Annotated in this window: 16 protein-coding genes; 7 read left to right on the forward strand and 9 right to left on the reverse strand. The window is 55.2% G+C overall.

Going from position 1 to position 16,474, the window contains the following annotated elements:
- Nucleotides 1–11 precede the first annotated feature (11 nt).
- The gene (locus ACW17M_RS10760) at nt 12–701 is read right to left on the reverse strand and encodes a CBS domain-containing protein (protein ID WP_027959889.1); all 690 of its coding nucleotides are present in this window, start codon (nt 699–701) and stop codon (nt 12–14) included.
- A 165-nt stretch (nt 702–866) separates the two neighbouring features.
- Entirely contained in the window at nt 867–2,297 is a 1,431-nt protein-coding gene (locus tag ACW17M_RS10765; RefSeq protein ID WP_009287189.1) for a hypothetical protein, read from the reverse strand.
- A 112-nt stretch (nt 2,298–2,409) separates the two neighbouring features.
- On the opposite strand from ACW17M_RS10765, the gene ACW17M_RS10770 reads away from it, so the two are divergent.
- Nucleotides 2,410–3,429, forward strand: coding sequence for a J domain-containing protein (locus ACW17M_RS10770; protein WP_027959891.1), 1,020 nt, complete (start codon nt 2,410–2,412; stop codon nt 3,427–3,429).
- Between the two features lie 59 nt (nt 3,430–3,488).
- Nucleotides 3,489–3,920, forward strand: a complete 432-nt coding sequence (locus ACW17M_RS10775) for a hypothetical protein (RefSeq protein ID WP_022520651.1) — start codon at nt 3,489–3,491, stop codon at nt 3,918–3,920.
- Here the strand turns inward: ACW17M_RS10775 and ACW17M_RS10780 are convergent.
- Complete coding sequence (locus ACW17M_RS10780; protein WP_009287188.1) at nt 3,837–6,371, reverse strand: mechanosensitive ion channel family protein; 2,535 nt, start codon at nt 6,369–6,371, stop codon at nt 3,837–3,839. The two genes, ACW17M_RS10775 and ACW17M_RS10780, sit on opposite strands and share 84 nt — an antisense overlap.
- A gap of 133 nt (nt 6,372–6,504) precedes the next feature.
- Here ACW17M_RS10780 and ACW17M_RS10785 point away from each other — a divergent pair, with 133 nt between their 5' ends.
- The gene (locus ACW17M_RS10785) at nt 6,505–7,515 is read left to right on the forward strand and encodes an amidoligase family protein (RefSeq protein WP_009287187.1); all 1,011 of its coding nucleotides are present in this window, start codon (nt 6,505–6,507) and stop codon (nt 7,513–7,515) included.
- 74 nt (nt 7,516–7,589) lie between these two features.
- The gene (locus ACW17M_RS10790; protein ID WP_035538585.1) at nt 7,590–8,273 is read left to right on the forward strand and encodes a gamma-glutamyl-gamma-aminobutyrate hydrolase family protein; all 684 of its coding nucleotides are present in this window, start codon (nt 7,590–7,592) and stop codon (nt 8,271–8,273) included.
- Nucleotides 8,274–8,427: 154 nt separating this feature from the next.
- Here the strand turns inward: ACW17M_RS10790 and tpx are convergent, their stop codons facing one another.
- Nucleotides 8,428–8,928 (reverse strand): thiol peroxidase, encoded by a 501-nt coding sequence (gene tpx / locus ACW17M_RS10795; RefSeq protein ID WP_457547375.1) that lies wholly within the window; start codon nt 8,926–8,928, stop codon nt 8,428–8,430.
- Between the two features lie 136 nt (nt 8,929–9,064).
- Between tpx and ACW17M_RS10800 the strand changes: the two genes are divergently transcribed.
- Nucleotides 9,065–9,781 (forward strand): glutamine amidotransferase, encoded by a 717-nt coding sequence (locus ACW17M_RS10800; RefSeq protein ID WP_422156375.1) that lies wholly within the window; start codon nt 9,065–9,067, stop codon nt 9,779–9,781.
- Between the two features lie 24 nt (nt 9,782–9,805).
- On the opposite strand, the gene nfi is transcribed toward ACW17M_RS10800, so the two are convergent.
- From nfi to ACW17M_RS10815, 3 genes are all read right to left on the reverse strand, one after another.
- A complete protein-coding gene (nfi, locus tag ACW17M_RS10805; protein WP_009287185.1) occupies nt 9,806–10,492 on the reverse strand; it encodes a deoxyribonuclease V in 687 nt (228 codons plus the stop codon).
- Nucleotides 10,493–10,725: 233 nt separating this feature from the next.
- Nucleotides 10,726–12,441, reverse strand: coding sequence for a DEAD/DEAH box helicase (locus tag ACW17M_RS10810; protein ID WP_009287184.1), 1,716 nt, complete (start codon nt 12,439–12,441; stop codon nt 10,726–10,728).
- 91 nt (nt 12,442–12,532) lie between these two features.
- Nucleotides 12,533–12,721 carry a hypothetical protein gene (locus tag ACW17M_RS10815; protein WP_039859330.1) on the reverse strand — a complete coding sequence of 63 codons (189 nt, stop codon included), beginning with the start codon at nt 12,719–12,721 and terminating at the stop codon, nt 12,533–12,535.
- A 253-nt stretch (nt 12,722–12,974) separates the two neighbouring features.
- Here ACW17M_RS10815 and ACW17M_RS10820 point away from each other — a divergent pair, with 253 nt between their 5' ends.
- Together ACW17M_RS10820 and ACW17M_RS10825 are read left to right on the forward strand one after the other, a co-directional pair.
- Nucleotides 12,975–13,172 carry a CsbD family protein gene (locus ACW17M_RS10820; protein WP_141439734.1) on the forward strand — a complete coding sequence of 66 codons (198 nt, stop codon included), beginning with the start codon at nt 12,975–12,977 and terminating at the stop codon, nt 13,170–13,172.
- Nucleotides 13,173–13,327: 155 nt separating this feature from the next.
- The gene (locus tag ACW17M_RS10825) at nt 13,328–13,816 is read left to right on the forward strand and encodes a PRC-barrel domain-containing protein (protein ID WP_022520659.1); all 489 of its coding nucleotides are present in this window, start codon (nt 13,328–13,330) and stop codon (nt 13,814–13,816) included.
- 123 nt (nt 13,817–13,939) lie between these two features.
- On the opposite strand, the gene ACW17M_RS10830 is transcribed toward ACW17M_RS10825, so the two are convergent.
- Entirely contained in the window at nt 13,940–14,932 is a 993-nt protein-coding gene (locus ACW17M_RS10830) for a glutathione S-transferase family protein (protein WP_022520660.1), read from the reverse strand.
- Between the two features lie 89 nt (nt 14,933–15,021).
- Nucleotides 15,022–15,945 carry a LysR family transcriptional regulator gene (locus tag ACW17M_RS10835; RefSeq protein WP_027959901.1) on the reverse strand — a complete coding sequence of 308 codons (924 nt, stop codon included), beginning with the start codon at nt 15,943–15,945 and terminating at the stop codon, nt 15,022–15,024.
- Nucleotides 15,946–16,474 lie beyond the last annotated feature (529 nt).

Raw genomic sequence — 16,474 nt, forward strand, 5'->3', positions numbered from 1 at the left:
CGGGCTTTAGGTCACATATAGCCCACGCCCCGCGGCATCATGCCCAGATGATTTTCGACTTGGGTAACCCCTGGCACGTTTTCCGCAGCAACGGTTACCGCCTGCTTCTGTTCAAGGGATTCGACCAGCCCCCATACCTCCACAGCGCCGCCATCCACAATCACGCTAATGCCTTCAACTTGTACGCCGGTATTATTCTCAACTTCTTTGAGAATAGCCTCACGAATTTGGCGATCATCCGTGGGCGACTGGGTTGGCGCCACTGCGGCATTGGCGATACCCTGGAGCAAGTTAGCACGGCTAACAATACCCACTAACTTGCCATCACGTAGCACAGGCACCCGCTTGATATGATGTTTTTCCAGCATTCGCGCAATGGTATGCAGCGGCGTGTTCTCTTCCACGGTCATTGGATTCGGGGTCATGACCTCATGGGCTTTACGACCATGGGACTTAACATAGTCGCCAGCATCCTTGCCGCCGGTAAACAGCGATAACCACCAGGAGTGTCCATGATCACTGTCACTTTTTACCCGGCGCATTAAATCACCTTCGCTGACAATGCCAATCACCCGCCGTTCACTATCTACGACAGGCACCGCACTAATACGGTGCTTGAGCAGCAGTTGCGCAATTTCACGTACTTCGGCGTCAGGCCCCACACTCACCACTTTGGGCGTCATAATATCGATAGCTTGCATTGTACTCCTCCTTGAACTCAACCTTTAAAGACTGAGCCGCAGATGCAGATTATCCTGCTTGTTCTTTGAGCCTAGCTCGCTGCTGAAGATTTGCCCATGCTGGCCAGCGATCTCAAAGAACGCATTGAGGCTGAGTTGACCTAGCGCAGTTTATTGGCACTTTAGTTATTTACTTTCCTTCACCACGCTGCTCTCTTCGACTTTCTCGACATCGACAATGCCCGAGCGGCTAACGACAACCTTCCAGCGGGCCAAGTAAGGAGTATCTTCGCTGCCCGTCTCCCGAATCACTAAGTTAAACAGATGACGACGCTCGACGCCCTCGCGAACCGCTTGGCCATCTTTTAAACGATAGATGTGATGCTTGCCCTTACTCATTAGTCGGGTAAGCATCGAGATATCCAGATTGAGCGTTTCGCGGGTATGCTCGTAGCCGCTCAAAAAGCGCGTAGGCGACATACGTGAGCTTGAACGATAGTGCAGCACCACTTCTTCACGCTGGGCTACCGTACGGCGGCGCATCTGCTTGATATCATCGCCCAGCGATGCGTAGCGCTTGTAGTCAAACCACTCCAACTGGCGGCCCACCACGGCGTTGCGCGTGGGGTCTAAATACTGGCGCCGCCACTTGGGACGGCCTTTACGCAGCCAGCGCCACAGGGTATTGCGCAAATCATCCTTAAACACTTCGCGCAGGGCGTAGAGCAGCGCCATGGCTAATACGAACAGCGCGGTGATATCTCCCAGAGCATTACGCAACTGCAGCACGCCTAACGATACAAAGGCCATTACCACGGCGGTGGCAAGCGCTTTGACCGCTTTTTGCTCGCCGCCACCCAGCTCCAATGCCTCTTGTTTCAGGGTAATCGGGTGCTCAATCAGGCGCCGCAACAAGCGCATTTTATTCGACATCCGCGTGGGATCAGCCATCACGCGCTCGGCGTTGTACTGCTGTTCGCGGCGATACTCGCCCTCCCGGTGACACACGCTAATAAAACGTCGGCGAATATCGGTAAACTCTCCGCCGCGGGGCATGTGTGCCACCAGCGCCAGCAGCTGTTGCTCGGTAAACCAGGAGAGGTAGTTATCGATATTGGCAAAGTACTTATATAGACTTTCGTCATCAGGCTGGTGGCGACGCAGCCGCTTGAGAATACCATCGCTCAAGTCGATCATCTCATGCAGTTGGTCACGTAGGGCAACGGCACTCTCTTGCACCTCACTGTTCTCTTCGCGCTCCTCTTGGCGAGCATGGCGCAGCTTATTGGCATTCACCAACATTGCTCGAGTAGTGCGCTCCATCGCTTCCACGTATTGATAGGCGTAGAGACTCAAGCTCAACCGATACGAGTCGCTGCCGAGCCGATTACGGCTGGCCAGCCGACTGTGCACCAGCGGTAAGAGATACTCGTCACTGTAGTAGGTGCGCGAGACATTGATAGCGGCATGATAAAAGGCTTCTTCTGAGATAAGCTGGGTGCTTAATCCCAAATCGCCAGGCACAAAAAGATAGACGTCGAGGTTATGCGATGTCTCTTCCTTGAGCCGCCGGGTAAGACGCAGCTGAAAGCTGTTTTTACGCTCAACGTTGATCAACTCATCAATCTCCTACTCCTTTGCCTAACGCGATGATATACCATGGCTAACTTGATCATGGCGCTACCTAAAGCCACCCCTCTGCTCACCTCTTCACCTATGGAGCTAGGAAATGTCCATTGCCCGTTTTTCACCCTTTGAGCTGCTGCTATTAAAGAGCCGCAGCCAAGTGGATACGGCAACCCTGCTGCTGTTGGCCTGGGTGCTGGTGCACCGTCAACATGTTTCAGAGGGGCAGCGGCGCCGCCGCCTGGCTCAGGTGACCGCACAGTTTCGCCACGGGCATGAGCTGGGGCCAGTAATGAGTATTGCCCGTAGCCAAGACTTGCAAGCGATCCAACTAGCTGCCGAGGTGGTTCGCAAAGAATGCGGCACAGAACGCAGCCTGAGCGTTATTCATCAAGCGATTACCGTCGCCACTGACGACGGCGAGCTGTCCCTGGCCAACCACTATATTTTGCGTTTTTTGGCCGACCTGCTAAGTATCGCACCAATGACCTTGAATACTCTGTTTAAAGAGCTCACCGGCACACCCCTTGCCACACCCGAAGACCCCAGCCGTGATGCTTACTGGCAGGCACACGACCCAGATTATCATGCCCGAAAAGCACGCGAAGCCGAGGCCGCTGAGCAGTACCACCAACAGGCCAATGCTCGGGCCGAACAGCAGCAACAACAGAAAGAGCGACGCCACCAGCAAAAGCAACAAAAACAGCAGGAGAAACAGCAACGCCAGGAGCAGGCTCGCCAAGCCCGCGAACAGGAACAGCAGCGCCAGCGTGAACAGACGCGCCAACAGGAGCAGGAACGGCAACGGCAACAACAGCAGCGCGAACAGGCCGAGCGCGAACGGCGCCGCTCTCGCCAGCAAGATTCTCGTCACCAGCATCGCCAACAAGAGCATCGCCAGCAGCGCGCCTCACCGCCGCCCGATCGCACCACGCGGGCGCTTTCGGTGCTGGGACTTACCCCAGGTGCCACCCGGGTAGAGGTTCGCCACGCCTATCGGCGGATGGCGCAGCTCCACCATCCAGACCGCTTCTATTCGGAAAGTGAACAACAGGTCGCCTTGGCCTCAGCGCGGTTTCAGCGTATTAAAAACGCCTATGATTATTTGATGCAAACTTACTAAGACCATGTAACGCTAGACGTTTCGCAGGATGCACTGGCCCATGAGAATAAATTGACCCTATGCGCGATTTGTACCAGCGCCTCGCGGTTTCCCCCGAGGCCAACGAACAAGAAATCAGCCAAGCCGTGGCTAGCTGCCAGCATAGCGCGCTACGCCAGGATGCCGAGGCGGTGTTCGCGGTTGCCGAACGCCGCGAAACCTACGATACGCTGCACGACACCGTCAGCGATATCGGAAAGCTACGAGCGCGCCTGGGGCTCAGCCACGGCGCCCACTGGCAGGGCGATGTCGCCAACGACTTTTCGCTGCCGCCGGATCACGCCATTTCCCGTCACGACGAACTGGTCGACCGCGTTAGCCACGCGGTCTCGTTGTACAACCGTTGGCGCCGCTGGCGGGGCCCGTGGCTACTCATCGCCGTGTTCGCCACCGGGGCTGGCATAGGAATCGCTCTGGGGCTTGCCCTGTGCCTGGGGCTTTTGCCGATGTGACGCAGCACGATTATTCGTATTATCGTGCCTGCGTGCCTGTTCATCCTGGCGAATCTCAGCTTTTGTCGGACGCGGCGCGGGCTTCGGAGGTGTTGGTTTCTTATGCTCCTGTGGGTTGAAGTCACTTGCTTGCGTCGCGCTATGCTTGCCTTGTTCACTCTCAGGCGAAGTGTTTTCTTGCCCGGCTTGTTCTTGCGAGCCCTCTTCTAAAGAGAATGAAGTACCCGCGGTCGCCTCCATGCGGTCTTCAGCGCGTGCTTCCATACTGACACTAAGACGCGGCACGCCCAGGTCAATCTCTTGAGCTTCCATACGCTGCTTCAGCAACAGGTTAAACGCCCGCGAGACATCCCACTGCATCTCCGGCGCGGTGCGAAAGCGCATGCGTAAAATGGGGCAGCCATCTTCAAAGCCCTGAACGCCCTGCATCTCCAGCGGCGACCAGATGTAGTGGCGCATCATCGGATCACGGCGCAGCTCCTGGGCAGTCTCCTGCATCAGCGTAATCGCATCGTCGATTTTCATATCAAACGGAATGCGTATTCGCATCAGCGCGATGCCGAACTGGCGGGACATGTTATGAATCGACTCAATGCGGCTAAAGGTGATGATGTGCACAATGCCATCCAAATCGCGTAGCCGCACAGTGCGCAGCGTCAGCCCCTCGACCGTGCCCATATGGTTATTGATCTGCACGAAGTCATCGACCGCTAACGAATCTTCGATCAAGATAAAAATACCGGTAATCAAATCCTGCACTAACGTTTGCGCACCAAAACCGATCGCCAGACCGATCACACCAGCACCCGCCAGCAGCGGTGTGACGTTGACACCCAAATTAGCCAACCCGGCGATAACGGCAATAATCAGAATGGTTACAAAGATGACGTTGCGGATCATCGGCGTGATGGTTTGCGCCCGGGCCTGATTGACCCGCCGCCCACGTGAACGGGCTGACGATGTTAGCGCTCGCTGAATGGCGGTATCGGCAAATATCCATACCAGCCATGCAAGCAACACCGTGGCCCCCAAGCTAACCAGCGCTTGGCCAATCCGCGCGCTGGCCACGGCTTGTTGGCCCAAACCGAAGAACGAACTGCCCCACACCTGCATTGAGAGTTCGGCAAACACCATCCACGAGCAGATGTGCGCCAACACGAAGCCGAAGCGCTCTAAACGTTTACGATACTGGCTATAACGGCGGCGGTGGCGACGCTTACCCATCCGTTCCGCTTGGCGGCGCAGCAACCCGGTGACTACCAGTGTCAGTACCAGCAGGCTGGCGGAAATAATCGAGCGCGCCAGAGCAGTGCCCACATCGCCCACGGTGATAAAAATCGCCAGCAGCGAACCACTCACCAGCAGCAGTGCGGGTATGTGCCATAGCCCCCCCAGGGAGCGAATCATTTCGACCGCGGTGCTGGCGTCACGCCGCTGCTTGAAGGGCCGGTTGCAAATCAGGTGGCGCACGGGGCGCTTAAACTTGAGAATAAACCGCGCTGCAAGCAACGCCGCGAGCATATTGGAAAGCACAGAGGCTAGGCTCGACAGCTCGCTACCCAGCATTTCAACGAGACGAGTGGAGTTGACCGCGTCGCCAAGCGCAATCAAAGCACCAATCACAAACAGCCCGCGCAGCGCACGCTGTTGAAGCAGTTGAACCGCAGTAAAACGATGGCCACGGCTAAAGAACGCGATGACTGTTTCAAACACCACCGATAGCGCCCTGCCACACAGGCAGATATAGGCCACTACCAATACTAGCGTACGCCCAGGGCTATCGGGCAGCACCTGGCCAATCCCCAAGGTAATGGCAAACGACAGTGCCCAGGGCAGCATGCGACGCAAAAAGTGCACTGCCATCAGCCAGCCCTTGGGATCCCGAGGCAGATCCAACGGCCACTCACGCCGGGTAGCGATCATGCGCCCAAAGGCAATCATCAGCACCAACAGTACGCCCCAAACCAAGGCCAGCACCGCCCCTTCGGCAATCGCTCGAATCGCCTCCCCCTGGTCGGCATCATCGTTAAGCGCGCGCAAATCATCTACGCCCTGAACCAGCTGGCGTGACCACTGATCAACCGGCGAATCCCCCGCCTGGGCCTGATCACCCAGGTCACTTAAGGTATCGGCGAGAGCACCCAGTAATCCTTGGCGTACTACGCCCTCATCTGCGCTGGCAGCGTCTGCGGTTACCTGCAATTCGCGTAGCGATTTAAGCAACTCTGTGCGCCGCTCTTCGTTTTCAAGCATGGTGATGACGTCAGTGAGCGACTTCTGAAACTCTTCACCGCTAACGTCAGCGCTTTCCTCTTCGGAACCGCTGCTCAGGCCGGGCAGCGACACCGTTTGCGCCTGGGCCTGAGTGATTGCCGTACTCGTCATTGCTAGGCTTGCCAATACAAACAAGACAAAACCTATTAACGAATTGATTAACCAGTGCTGTCGCACGCCTTACTCCTGAAAATTAGCTTAGATGGCGTCCTGCTTATCATTTGCCGCCGCTATGGCCCGTCATACGCTCAGTCTCAACGCGTGACTATGATAGGCTGAAGACTTAAACGTTCACCTCAAGGACGCCGAGATGACGCTACAAGCTCCACCTAACCGCTTAAACAGCCAGGGGAAAATCCGGCACGTTGGCATTGAAATCGAGTTCGCTGGCCTACCGCCCCGAGACACGGCGATGATCGTACGTGAACTGTTTGGCGGGGAGCTTAACGTGGTAAGCCCCCATCGGCTACTCGTTGAGGATACCCGCTGGGGCGAATTTGGTATCGAGCTCGACACCCAATACGCACATCCCGACAAATCGCTGGCCGACGACCCTCACCCAGAAGATAGCGAGTGGGCGCGCCATCAGCATCAACGCCGGGTCGAGTTCCATCACAAAACCCGCGAGCTGATTGGCGACATGGTCACAGGCCTGGTGCCTACCGAAATCGTTTGCCCACCGATACCTTGGAATGAGCTGGAAGATTTAGACGCGCTGTTCGAGACACTACGAGAGCATGGCGCTAAGGGCACCGATGCCAGCCTGCTGTATGGGTTCGGCTTACACCTAAACCCTGAAGCGGAGCGTTTCGACGTTGACTATTTGCTAGCCATGCTGCGTGCGTACCTGCTGCTGGCTGGCTGGCTGCGCGACGAAATTAAAGTCGATATTACCCGTGAGATGCTGCCCCACGCGAATCCATTTCACAAAGCCTATGCGTTAAAAATACTGGATAGCCACTATTCGCCTGATCTCGACACGTTAATTGACGACTACTTGCACCATAATCCCACGCGCAATCGCGAGCTGGATATGCTGCCGCTATTTGCCTATCTACGCCCCGACCACTCTCATGAATTGCTGCATACGCAGCTTACCAAGCCGCGCCCCACCTTTCACTACCGCTTACCCAACGCTCAGCTTTCCCAGCCGGGGTGGGGCTCAGTGACCGAGTGGAATCGCTGGGTGGAAGTCGAGAAACTTGCCGCTAATTCTGAGGTGTTACTCGCTCGCTGCGCTGAATATATCGCCGACCATAACCGACCGATGCTGACCCGCGTAAAAGAAAAACTAGTTCGTTTGCTTCGCCGCGAACACTGATTGTGTTGTAGAGCCCAGCTATATAAAACCCGTTTAGCATTCTTCATTTCCTGTCACAGTGAGTAACTATCCACATGACTCGGCCGCTTATCGGAATTACTACCTCTGACCAAAAAAGCCACTTAGCGTGGTGGTTTGATTGGTTCGCCGTCTGGCGGCATGGCGGCAAACCGTTGCGGTTATCGCCTTCGCGCCCGCAGCCGGAAAGCCTGGACGGCTTGATCATTGGCGGCGGCGACGATATTCAGGCCCACCTCTACGGTGGCGAAGTACAATTAGATGTTCGTTTAGATCCTGCAAGGGATGAGCTGGAGCTAGCCCTGCTTGAACGTTTTATTCCGCTGCATACACCGGTGCTGGGTATTTGCCGAGGGGCACAATTAATCAACGTGCATCTTGGTGGCACACTGGATCCCGATATCTACACCACCCACGAAGGGTTAAAACGGCGACGCACCGTTCTGCCGCGCAAAACCGTTGATATCGTGGGGGCAAGTAAGTTGCACCGCCTGCTAGGGGTTACCTGGTGTCGGGTTAACAGCCTACATCATCAAGCCGTTTACCAGGCGGGCAGAGGAATTGAAATCGTTGCACGCGACCGGGATGGCTTGGTGCAGGGCATTGAGTCACCGGAGCACGACTTCTTGATTGGCGTGCAGTGGCACCCGGAGTGGCTGATTTTCAATCGCCCCCAGCAGCGCTTGATTCGCGCGCTGGTGAGGGCGTCAGAGCGGCATGCTACACGGCATACGAGTTAGGGGTTGTACGAAAAGTCAGCGAGCGAAGACTAGACAAGGCAAAAATCGGCGAGAAAGCGGAGTTTACGGGTGTAAATGAGCATTTCGATCGGACTCGCGCACGAGGCGATTTTTAACGCCATATTGTTGAGCGCAGGCAGTTTTCTTACAAAGCCTAGCTCAGCACCGCCAAGGCAGCATCATAATCAGGCTCGTCCTTCAACTCGCTCACCAGCTCGCTGTGCAGCACCCGGTTATCGGTATCCAGTACGACGACTGCACGGGCGCAAAGACCTTCCATGGAGTTGTTGCACAGCGCTACGCCCCAGGCTTCGCGAAACTCGGGGTGGCGGAAAGTAGACAGCGTTTCGACGTTATCCAATCCTTCCGCGCCACAAAAGCGTTTGGCTGCAAAGGGTAAATCCGCGGAGACGACCAATACCACGGTGTCGGCAAGGTTAGACGCCAGCTCGTTAAAGTGACGCGTGGACATGGCACAAGTGGGCGTATCCACACTGGGGATGATATTGAGCACTTTATGCTTTCCTGCGTACGTATCGAGCGTAACGTCTTGCAGATCGGTGTTGGTCAGCGTCATCGCCGGTGCCGCCTGCCCTTTTGCAGGCAGTGTGCCAGCCACATCCAGCGGTTCGCCTGCACGGGTAATCTGTTGCATTATTGTCTCCTTATGATGTGCATAATTAATGCGTTCTTACCATTTAAGCAGCCATGGTAGGCTATTTTCACGCCTTTGCGCTCTTCCTGAAAGGCCTTTGTTCAATGTTTGCGTTTCATCATACCGAGGGAGTGATATGGCCTGTGTATTGATCGTTAAAACCGGCGACGCTTTTCCGGAAGTCGTCGACCAGCACGGTGATTTTGAAAGGCTATTTATAAAGCAGCTTAACATCGCGCTGCCCGCGCATTTAGAACTACAGGTGTGGGATGCAACCCGCCAACCCAGCGCACCTGAACTTAATACACTCGCGGGTATTGTGATTACCGGTTCGCACAGCATGGTCAGTGAGGCGGAACCCTGGAGCGAAGCACTGAAGCCGTGGCTGAAGGAGGTGCTGGCAAACGACATTCCCATGCTAGGCGTTTGCTATGGCCACCAGTTAATGGCCGCCGCTTTTGGTGGCATGAGTGACTACCACCCGGCTGGCCGCGAATCGGGCACGCGCACCGTGCGACTCACCCAAGCGGGCCAGCAAGACCCGCTGTTTAGCCAACTACCGGAAAGCTTTGCCGCCCACCTGACCCATGCCCAGTCGGTGATGCAGGCGCCCCAAGGTTGCACGGTGCTGGCCCATAACAGCCACGACGCCCACCAGGCGCTGCGCTACGGCCCGCGCCAGTGGAGCGTGCAGTTTCACCCGGAATTTACGGCGCCGGTGATGCGTGCCTACCTTGAACGCCAACGCGCCGCCCTACGCGACCAAGGCGAAGAGCCCGACACCCTGCTGGCGAACATTACTGACTGCCAAGAGGCCTCCAGCCTACTGCGACGTTTTTTGGCGTTTGTATAGCCCTTAGCCATTGGCAATCGAAAGCTACTTACGCTGATCACGCCGAGAGGCCAGCCGATCTGCCAGCCGCGTTGGCTCAGGTAGCTTGGTACGCCCCAAGCAGCGCAACACCCAGGCCAGCGAGGTTTCTAAAGTGATCCGGTGGCCAGGTGATACGTACACGGGCTTGACCTTGGTGCGGGAACGCAAAACGGCACCAATGGTTTCCTGCCCCGCGGAGAGTGGCACCCAGTCGCCGCGCTGCTCGCCCACCTCGGCGTGTTGGCCATATAGGCGTGACTTGGCAATACCGATGGTAGGTAGATCGAGCCATAGCCCTAGGTGAGCCGCCACGCCTAACCGGCGTGGGTGTGCAATCCCCTGGCCGTCGACCATCACCAGTTCAGGCATCACGCTGAGTTTTTCAAACGCGCCTAGCGCGGCGGGGATTTCTCGAAACGAAAGCAAGCCGGGGATATACGGCATTCGGGTGGGCTCGCGATGGACGACCTGTTCCACCACGCTTAAATCGGGTGCGGTGGCAGGATCCCATTTCAATACCACCACCGCTGCCCGAGTGATTTCGCCGCCCTCTTCGAACCCAATATCCACCCCGGCGATATGCGTTATCGGCGCTAGGCGATCAGTAAGTTCCAATCGCCTCGCCAACTGCAACTGCAGCGCCATCGCTTCCTTGGGTGCCAGATTCCATTCGTGTAGTGGTGCGGACATGGTTTCCTCCTTGAAGTGGTGAATGGTGAATGGTGAATGGTGAATGGTGAATGGTGAATGGTGAATGGTGAATGGTGAATGGTGAATGGTGAATGGTGAATGGTGAATGGTGAATGGTGAATGGTGAATAAGGTAGCAAAAAAACGCCCCCGCACCAGTAACGGTACGAGGGCGTCGAGATCTTCTCAGTTGCCGCTTGGCGGCAGCTGATTAATCCTTACATTGATGAAGACCTAGGCGCGTTCGCGACGACGAACCGGCGCATCACCTTCGTCACGACGACGGCGTGGAGCGCGCTCAGCCGGTGCGCTGTCTTCGCTGATTTCCAACGGACGACCGGCCACACGGGCACGGGCCATCTTGGTCAGAATCGTCGAGGGCAAGCCGCTCGGCAGTTCGACCACAGAGAAAGCGTTGCGAATATCGATACGACCGATACGCGCGCCTTCAATGCCGCCTTCATTGGCGAGGGCACCGACTAGTTGGCCAGGCTTGACGCCATCTTTATGACCAACCGATACGCGGTAGCGCGTCATACCTTCAGTTGGCGCACCAGTGCGTTCGCGGCGTGCACCCGGCTTACCGCCAGACGCTCCATCACGCGAGGGCTTCTCTTTGCGCGGCGCCTGCAGGCGACCGATCGGCGCTTCGTCAGCACGCGCCATAGCGGCAAACGCACAAGTCAGCTCGATCGGGTCATGGCCTTCTTCGATCAGACGCTCAATCAGCGCACGCTGCTCTTCGGCGCCCTTCGTTAAGGAGGCGATAACACGCTGATAGAAGACGTCATCGCGATGGGCACGAATAGCGGCTTCATCAGGTAGCGGCATTTCGGTCATTTTCTGACCGGTTGCCTGCTCCATCCAGCCCACTTTGCGGCCTTCACGGAAGCCAGCAAAGGTAATCGCGATACCGCTACGGCCCGCACGACCGGTACGGCCAATACGGTGCGTATAAGCCTCTGCATCTTGAGGCAGATCGTAGTTGATAACGTGAGTGATACGCGACACGTCAAGACCACGGGCAGCTACATCGGTAGCGATCAGTACGTCGACTTTGCCACGCTTCAAGCGCGTAATAGTACGCTCACGCAGGCTCTGATCAAGATCACCGGACAGGCCAGCAGCGTTAACGCCACGAGCAGTCAACTGCTCAACGAGCGTGGTACAAGCGGCACGGGTACGTACAAAGACGATGGCCCCATCGACCGGCTCGACTTCAAGAATACGCGAAAGAGCTTCAAGCTTAGCGCCACCATCAACACGCACAATGCGCTGTTCGATGTTTTCGCCGGTCGTGGTGCCCGACTCAATCGCGACTTTCACTGGGTTAACCAAGTAACGGTTAACGATGCGCTCGATTTCAGTGGGCAGTGTCGCTGAGAAGAACACACGCTGAGCATCTTTCGGGGTATCGGCAACCACGCGTTTTACGTCGTCGATAAAGCCCATGCGCAACATTTCATCAGCTTCGTCCAGCACTAGGGCGGAGAGGCCATCAAGCTTCAGGCTACCGCGGTCCAGGTGGTCGATAATCCGGCCGGGGGTACCGACAACCACTTGCGCGCCACGCTTAAGGGCGCCCAGCTGTTCACGGTACTCTTGGCCACCACATAGGGTCGCAACTTCGAGACCTTTCAGGTTTTGGCCATATTTACTAAACGAGGCAGCTACTTGCTGAGCCAATTCGCGGGTTGGCGCCATAACCAACACTTGGGGCTCACGGCGAGTCAGCTCTAAACGTGACAGTAACGGTAATGCAAACGCTGCGGTTTTGCCGGTACCCGTCTGGGCCTGGCCCAGCATATCGCGGCCTTCAAGCAACGCAGGAATAGTTTGTGCCTGAATCGGCGAGGGAACGAGGTAGCCCTGTGATTCAACAGCAGACAGAACGGCAGGCAAAAGAGCCAGATCGCCGAAGCTCGGCGAGGCGACAGAAGTCGAGGTCATTAATCACACCTTGGTAGGCCGGCAAGTACCGGCAAAAAACATCATAAGCGTCTCTGACTCAGTCATCGCACAACGACATGAAGAATGGTCATTATCGATAACAGGCACCGCCGTAGCGGTCAAAGCCATCAGTGGAGTCGGAGACGCCGGTCGCACCTAGCATCCGGTTGGCAAACAACGCATTAGCGGGCCAACCGTTGTGGCGACCTTCTGCGCCGATTTCACCCGTTTGGTGAAATACTGGAGGCGCGCCATCTACACAGCAATGAACATCTAGCAATTGGCGAGATGTTCCCGCAAGCGACACTACAAATAACTATTAACATCTACTCATTAATAACTATGCAGTTAAACGCTTACCGTCGTGATGGAGGGGTCAACACATGCGAGGAGCGCGCATCCTACCATTGCATTTGGCGTCTGACCAGTACTTTTAACTTACACCACAGTGAAACAAGGACTTGCGCTCATGCACATATGGTCTAACCTGAAAAAGTGCCTAATCAAGTTCACTATTCTCAAGGAGCGATGCAATGAACTGGGATCAAATTGAAGGCAAATGGAAAGAGATGAAGGGTAAGGCACGCTCAAGCTGGGGCGAGCTCACCGACGATGAGTTGGATCAGATCGGTGGTAAAAAGGATCAATTGATAGGCAAGCTTCAGCAGAAGTACGGCCTAGAGCGCGAAGAAGCAGAGCGTCAAGCCGATGACTGGGCTGATAAGCAGTAATAGCATTATAAGCCCCCCCTTAATTACACCATTTCCGTTTTGGTAGGTCGTTTTTTTTAGCAACACGATGTGTTGGTGGTTCTAGTTACGTTATCCCCCAATACACCTACAAGCACACCGATCTATTATCTATCGTAGCCACATGGAGAGATGCTATGCGTAAGACAATCCTCACAACCGTTATCGGTACCGCCCTTATGGGCAGCGTTGCCATGAATGCTCACGCGCAGGATGAGCCCCAGGGCATGTATTCTGCCGACGACATTCTTGATGCAGAGGTCTATTTTGCCGGCGGTTCCGGTGAAGAGATTGGTGACGTCGATGACATCCTGTTTGATGAAGAGATGCGCATTACCGCGATTGTGATCGAAAGCGGTTCAGTACTGGGCCTCGGCGGCCGCGAGATCGTTGTTGATACCGACTACTTCACCCTCGAAACCGAAACGGACGCCGATGGTGATACAGAACATCGCATTATGGTCGAAGCCAGCCAGGAAGAAGTCGAAGCCTTCCCGGCTTACAATAACGAGTGGTGGGAGCAGACTAAAGCCAACGCTCGCGATGCCTGGCAAACTACCCAAGAGGGCGCTGAAAGCGCTTGGCAGCGTACCCGTGAAGCGTTAGATATCGATGATAATGGCTAACGCTTCCCCATTGTTTTTAATAGCAACGTTTTTAATAGCAACGAAACGCTAGCAGTAGAATCTCAGCATTAGAAAAAGGGCTGCCCAACTGGGCGGCCCTTTTTGCTAGTTAGCGATACGCATCTATTTACGCCGCACGCCCTGCCCCGGTAAACGCTCCCGGTCGTGAGACCGTTCAAGGTCGAGTAGTGGCCCAGCAGGTACGATTCGCGTTGGGTTAATCGTGTCGTGACTATAATAGTAGTGGCGTTTGATGTGATCCATATTGACGGTCTCCGCCACTCCCGGCCACTGATAGATTTCCCTCACGTAATTGGAAAGATTGGGATAATCTTCAATGCGCTTAAAATTGCATTTGAAGTGGCCATAGTAAACCGCGTCAAACCGGATCAGCGTGGTAAAGAGACGAATATCCGCCTCGGTTAACCACTCCCCCGCCAAGTAACGATGCTCGGCCAAGCGTGCTTCCATACGCTCTAGACCGTCAAACAACGCCTTCACGTGCTTCTCATAAACCGCCTGTTCAGTGGCAAAGCCTGATTTATAAACGCCGTTATTGATGTGGTCGTAAACATCGGCGTTTACGTCATCAATGACACCGCGCAGATCTTCTGGGTAAAAATCCAGGTCGTTGCCGGTCAATTCATCGAACGCACGGTTAAAAATACGTAGCAAGTCTGCAGACTCATTATTAACGATGGCGCTGCGCTGTTTGTCCCATAGCACGGGCACGGTGACACGCCCGGTATAGTGGGGGTCGGTCATGGTATACAGCTGGTGATGGTAGTCGACGCCGTTAACGGGGTCGCCACTGGCACCTTCGTCCTGACGGTACGTCCAGCCTTGGTCGAGCATCAAGGGGCTAACATGGGACGTGCCGATCAACGGCTCTAGCCCTTTCAACTTACGCATAATCAGCGTGCGATGCGCCCAGGGGCAGGCTAGCGAGACATATAAATGATAACGCTCTTTTTCCGCTGGGTAGCAGTCACCGTCAGTCTCCGGATGGCTGCCCACCCAGTCGCGAAGCTGAGCGGACTCACGAACAAATTCGCCGCCGTGTTTTTTAGTGTCATACCACTGGTCTTGCCACTTGCCATTTACCAGTAATCCCATTGGGCGTCTCCTGAAAGTCATTAGAGGTGCTAACAATTACGTTCTTTTCTTCAGCATACGCCCGCTTCAGGAACGCTCAAGCGGATGTTTTACGGCCTTTCATTCGAGTCAGTCGAATCATTCAGCGCGCATTCGCTCACCACGGCCTGTTTCAGTGCGGCGGCCATCGCATGAGCCGCTGGCCCTGCCCGGTCTCGGTCGCGAAAAATCATCTGAATCGGCACTTCACGAATACCGCCCGCGGGTAGTGGCAGCGGCTTTAATTGCCCGCTGTTTAACTCCTCCGCAATGCGTGTTTCCGGCATCCAGGCAAACCCCAAGCCACGCCTTAGCATATCCAGTGAGGTATTGAGGTGGCTGACGGTCCAACGCTGCTCGGCTTTCAACCAGCCAGCATTGGTTGATTGGCGCAGCGCTGAATCACGCACCACCAACTGCCGATACTGGGCTAGATCGCGTAGATCCAACGAGCGGCCCAATTGATGTAGCGCATGCTGGGGATGCGCCACGGCAACAAAGCGCACCGTGACCAACGGCTCGCCCAAGAAGCCCTGCGCCTCAATGCCGGAGACTACCAAGTCTGCGCGGCCATCATAGAGCATCTCAATGCCGCCATTGAGAACACTCTCGTGCAACTGAACGCGCACCTGCGGGTACGTTTCAGAGAATCGCTCTAGCGCTTTAGCTTGAGCAGCAGCGGGAAACACCTGATCGATTGCCACTACCACTTCCGCTTCTAAACCAGCGGCTAGCCGGGTGGCGACATCTTCAAGTGACGCTGCGCTCTCTATTAATTGACGCGCGCGCCGAAGCAGCAGCTCGCCCGCTTCGGTTAACCGTACTTGTCGGCCAATAGGCTCCAGCACCTGCACGCCTAGCTGCTCTTCTAATTTATGAACGGCATGGTTCAGCGTGGAGGGGCTTTTATGTACCGCCTCTGCCGCACGCGCAAATCCACCGTGGTCAACCACGGCGGCCAACATTTGCCATTGTGAAAGTGTTACCCGGGACATTTCGATTTCCTCAACGCAATACAGCGAAACAATGCGCTTAATGTTCGAAAAAACATGGCTAGAATGCCAGGAAACAGCTAACACTTCCGCCCATGCTTACAAAATGCTTGAGATTAACTGCTGGTCGCAGGTAAAAGAGCACGTTATTTCTATCCAGCGGGAAAATATTTGACACAGATTATACTTTAGCTTTTAAAAGCGTAGTTTTCGTCTATAGTTAACACAGATTATTTAGTTAGCACGCTTCACTGGTTACATTTGTTAGCAAACGCTGTTTATAAATAGTAATCTCTGTCTGTTAGTGCTATTTTTGTATTTAATTACGCTTTATGTATAGATATACAGTCTATGCACCCCTGCCTTCATGGGGTATGGTTTCCGGGTTTATTCGCTTAATAGTTACCTGAATCCGTGAGACCGGCCCCCAGGAATGCTTCTAACCTACTGAACTGCATGGCAATATAGCGAATATCGCCATTCACCCAGACAGTGCCATGCCCAACGTCAAATTCCGCGCCAGTCGCCGCAC

This window comes from Vreelandella sp. 2A-K22 (genome assembly GCF_054065485.1).

Bases quoted from the DNA above. Each gene is read 5' to 3' on its own strand.
- ACW17M_RS10760 (WP_027959889.1), bottom strand. From the start codon at position 701: ATGCAAGCTATCGATATTATGACGCCCAAAGTGGTGAGTGTGGGGCCT.
- ACW17M_RS10770 (WP_027959891.1), top strand. From the start codon at position 2,410: ATGTCCATTGCCCGTTTTTCACCCTTTGAGCTGCTGCTATTAAAGAGC.
- ACW17M_RS10775 (WP_022520651.1), top strand. From the start codon at position 3,489: ATGCGCGATTTGTACCAGCGCCTCGCGGTTTCCCCCGAGGCCAACGAA.
- ACW17M_RS10785 (WP_009287187.1), top strand. From the start codon at position 6,505: ATGACGCTACAAGCTCCACCTAACCGCTTAAACAGCCAGGGGAAAATC.
- ACW17M_RS10790 (WP_035538585.1), top strand. From the start codon at position 7,590: ATGACTCGGCCGCTTATCGGAATTACTACCTCTGACCAAAAAAGCCAC.
- tpx (WP_457547375.1), bottom strand. From the start codon at position 8,928: ATGCAACAGATTACCCGTGCAGGCGAACCGCTGGATGTGGCTGGCACA.
- ACW17M_RS10800 (WP_422156375.1), top strand. From the start codon at position 9,065: ATGGCCTGTGTATTGATCGTTAAAACCGGCGACGCTTTTCCGGAAGTC.
- nfi (WP_009287185.1), bottom strand. From the start codon at position 10,492: ATGTCCGCACCACTACACGAATGGAATCTGGCACCCAAGGAAGCGATG.
- ACW17M_RS10810 (WP_009287184.1), bottom strand. From the start codon at position 12,441: ATGACCTCGACTTCTGTCGCCTCGCCGAGCTTCGGCGATCTGGCTCTT.
- ACW17M_RS10820 (WP_141439734.1), top strand. From the start codon at position 12,975: ATGAACTGGGATCAAATTGAAGGCAAATGGAAAGAGATGAAGGGTAAG.
- ACW17M_RS10825 (WP_022520659.1), top strand. From the start codon at position 13,328: ATGCGTAAGACAATCCTCACAACCGTTATCGGTACCGCCCTTATGGGC.
- ACW17M_RS10830 (WP_022520660.1), bottom strand. From the start codon at position 14,932: ATGGGATTACTGGTAAATGGCAAGTGGCAAGACCAGTGGTATGACACT.
- ACW17M_RS10835 (WP_027959901.1), bottom strand. From the start codon at position 15,945: ATGTCCCGGGTAACACTTTCACAATGGCAAATGTTGGCCGCCGTGGTT.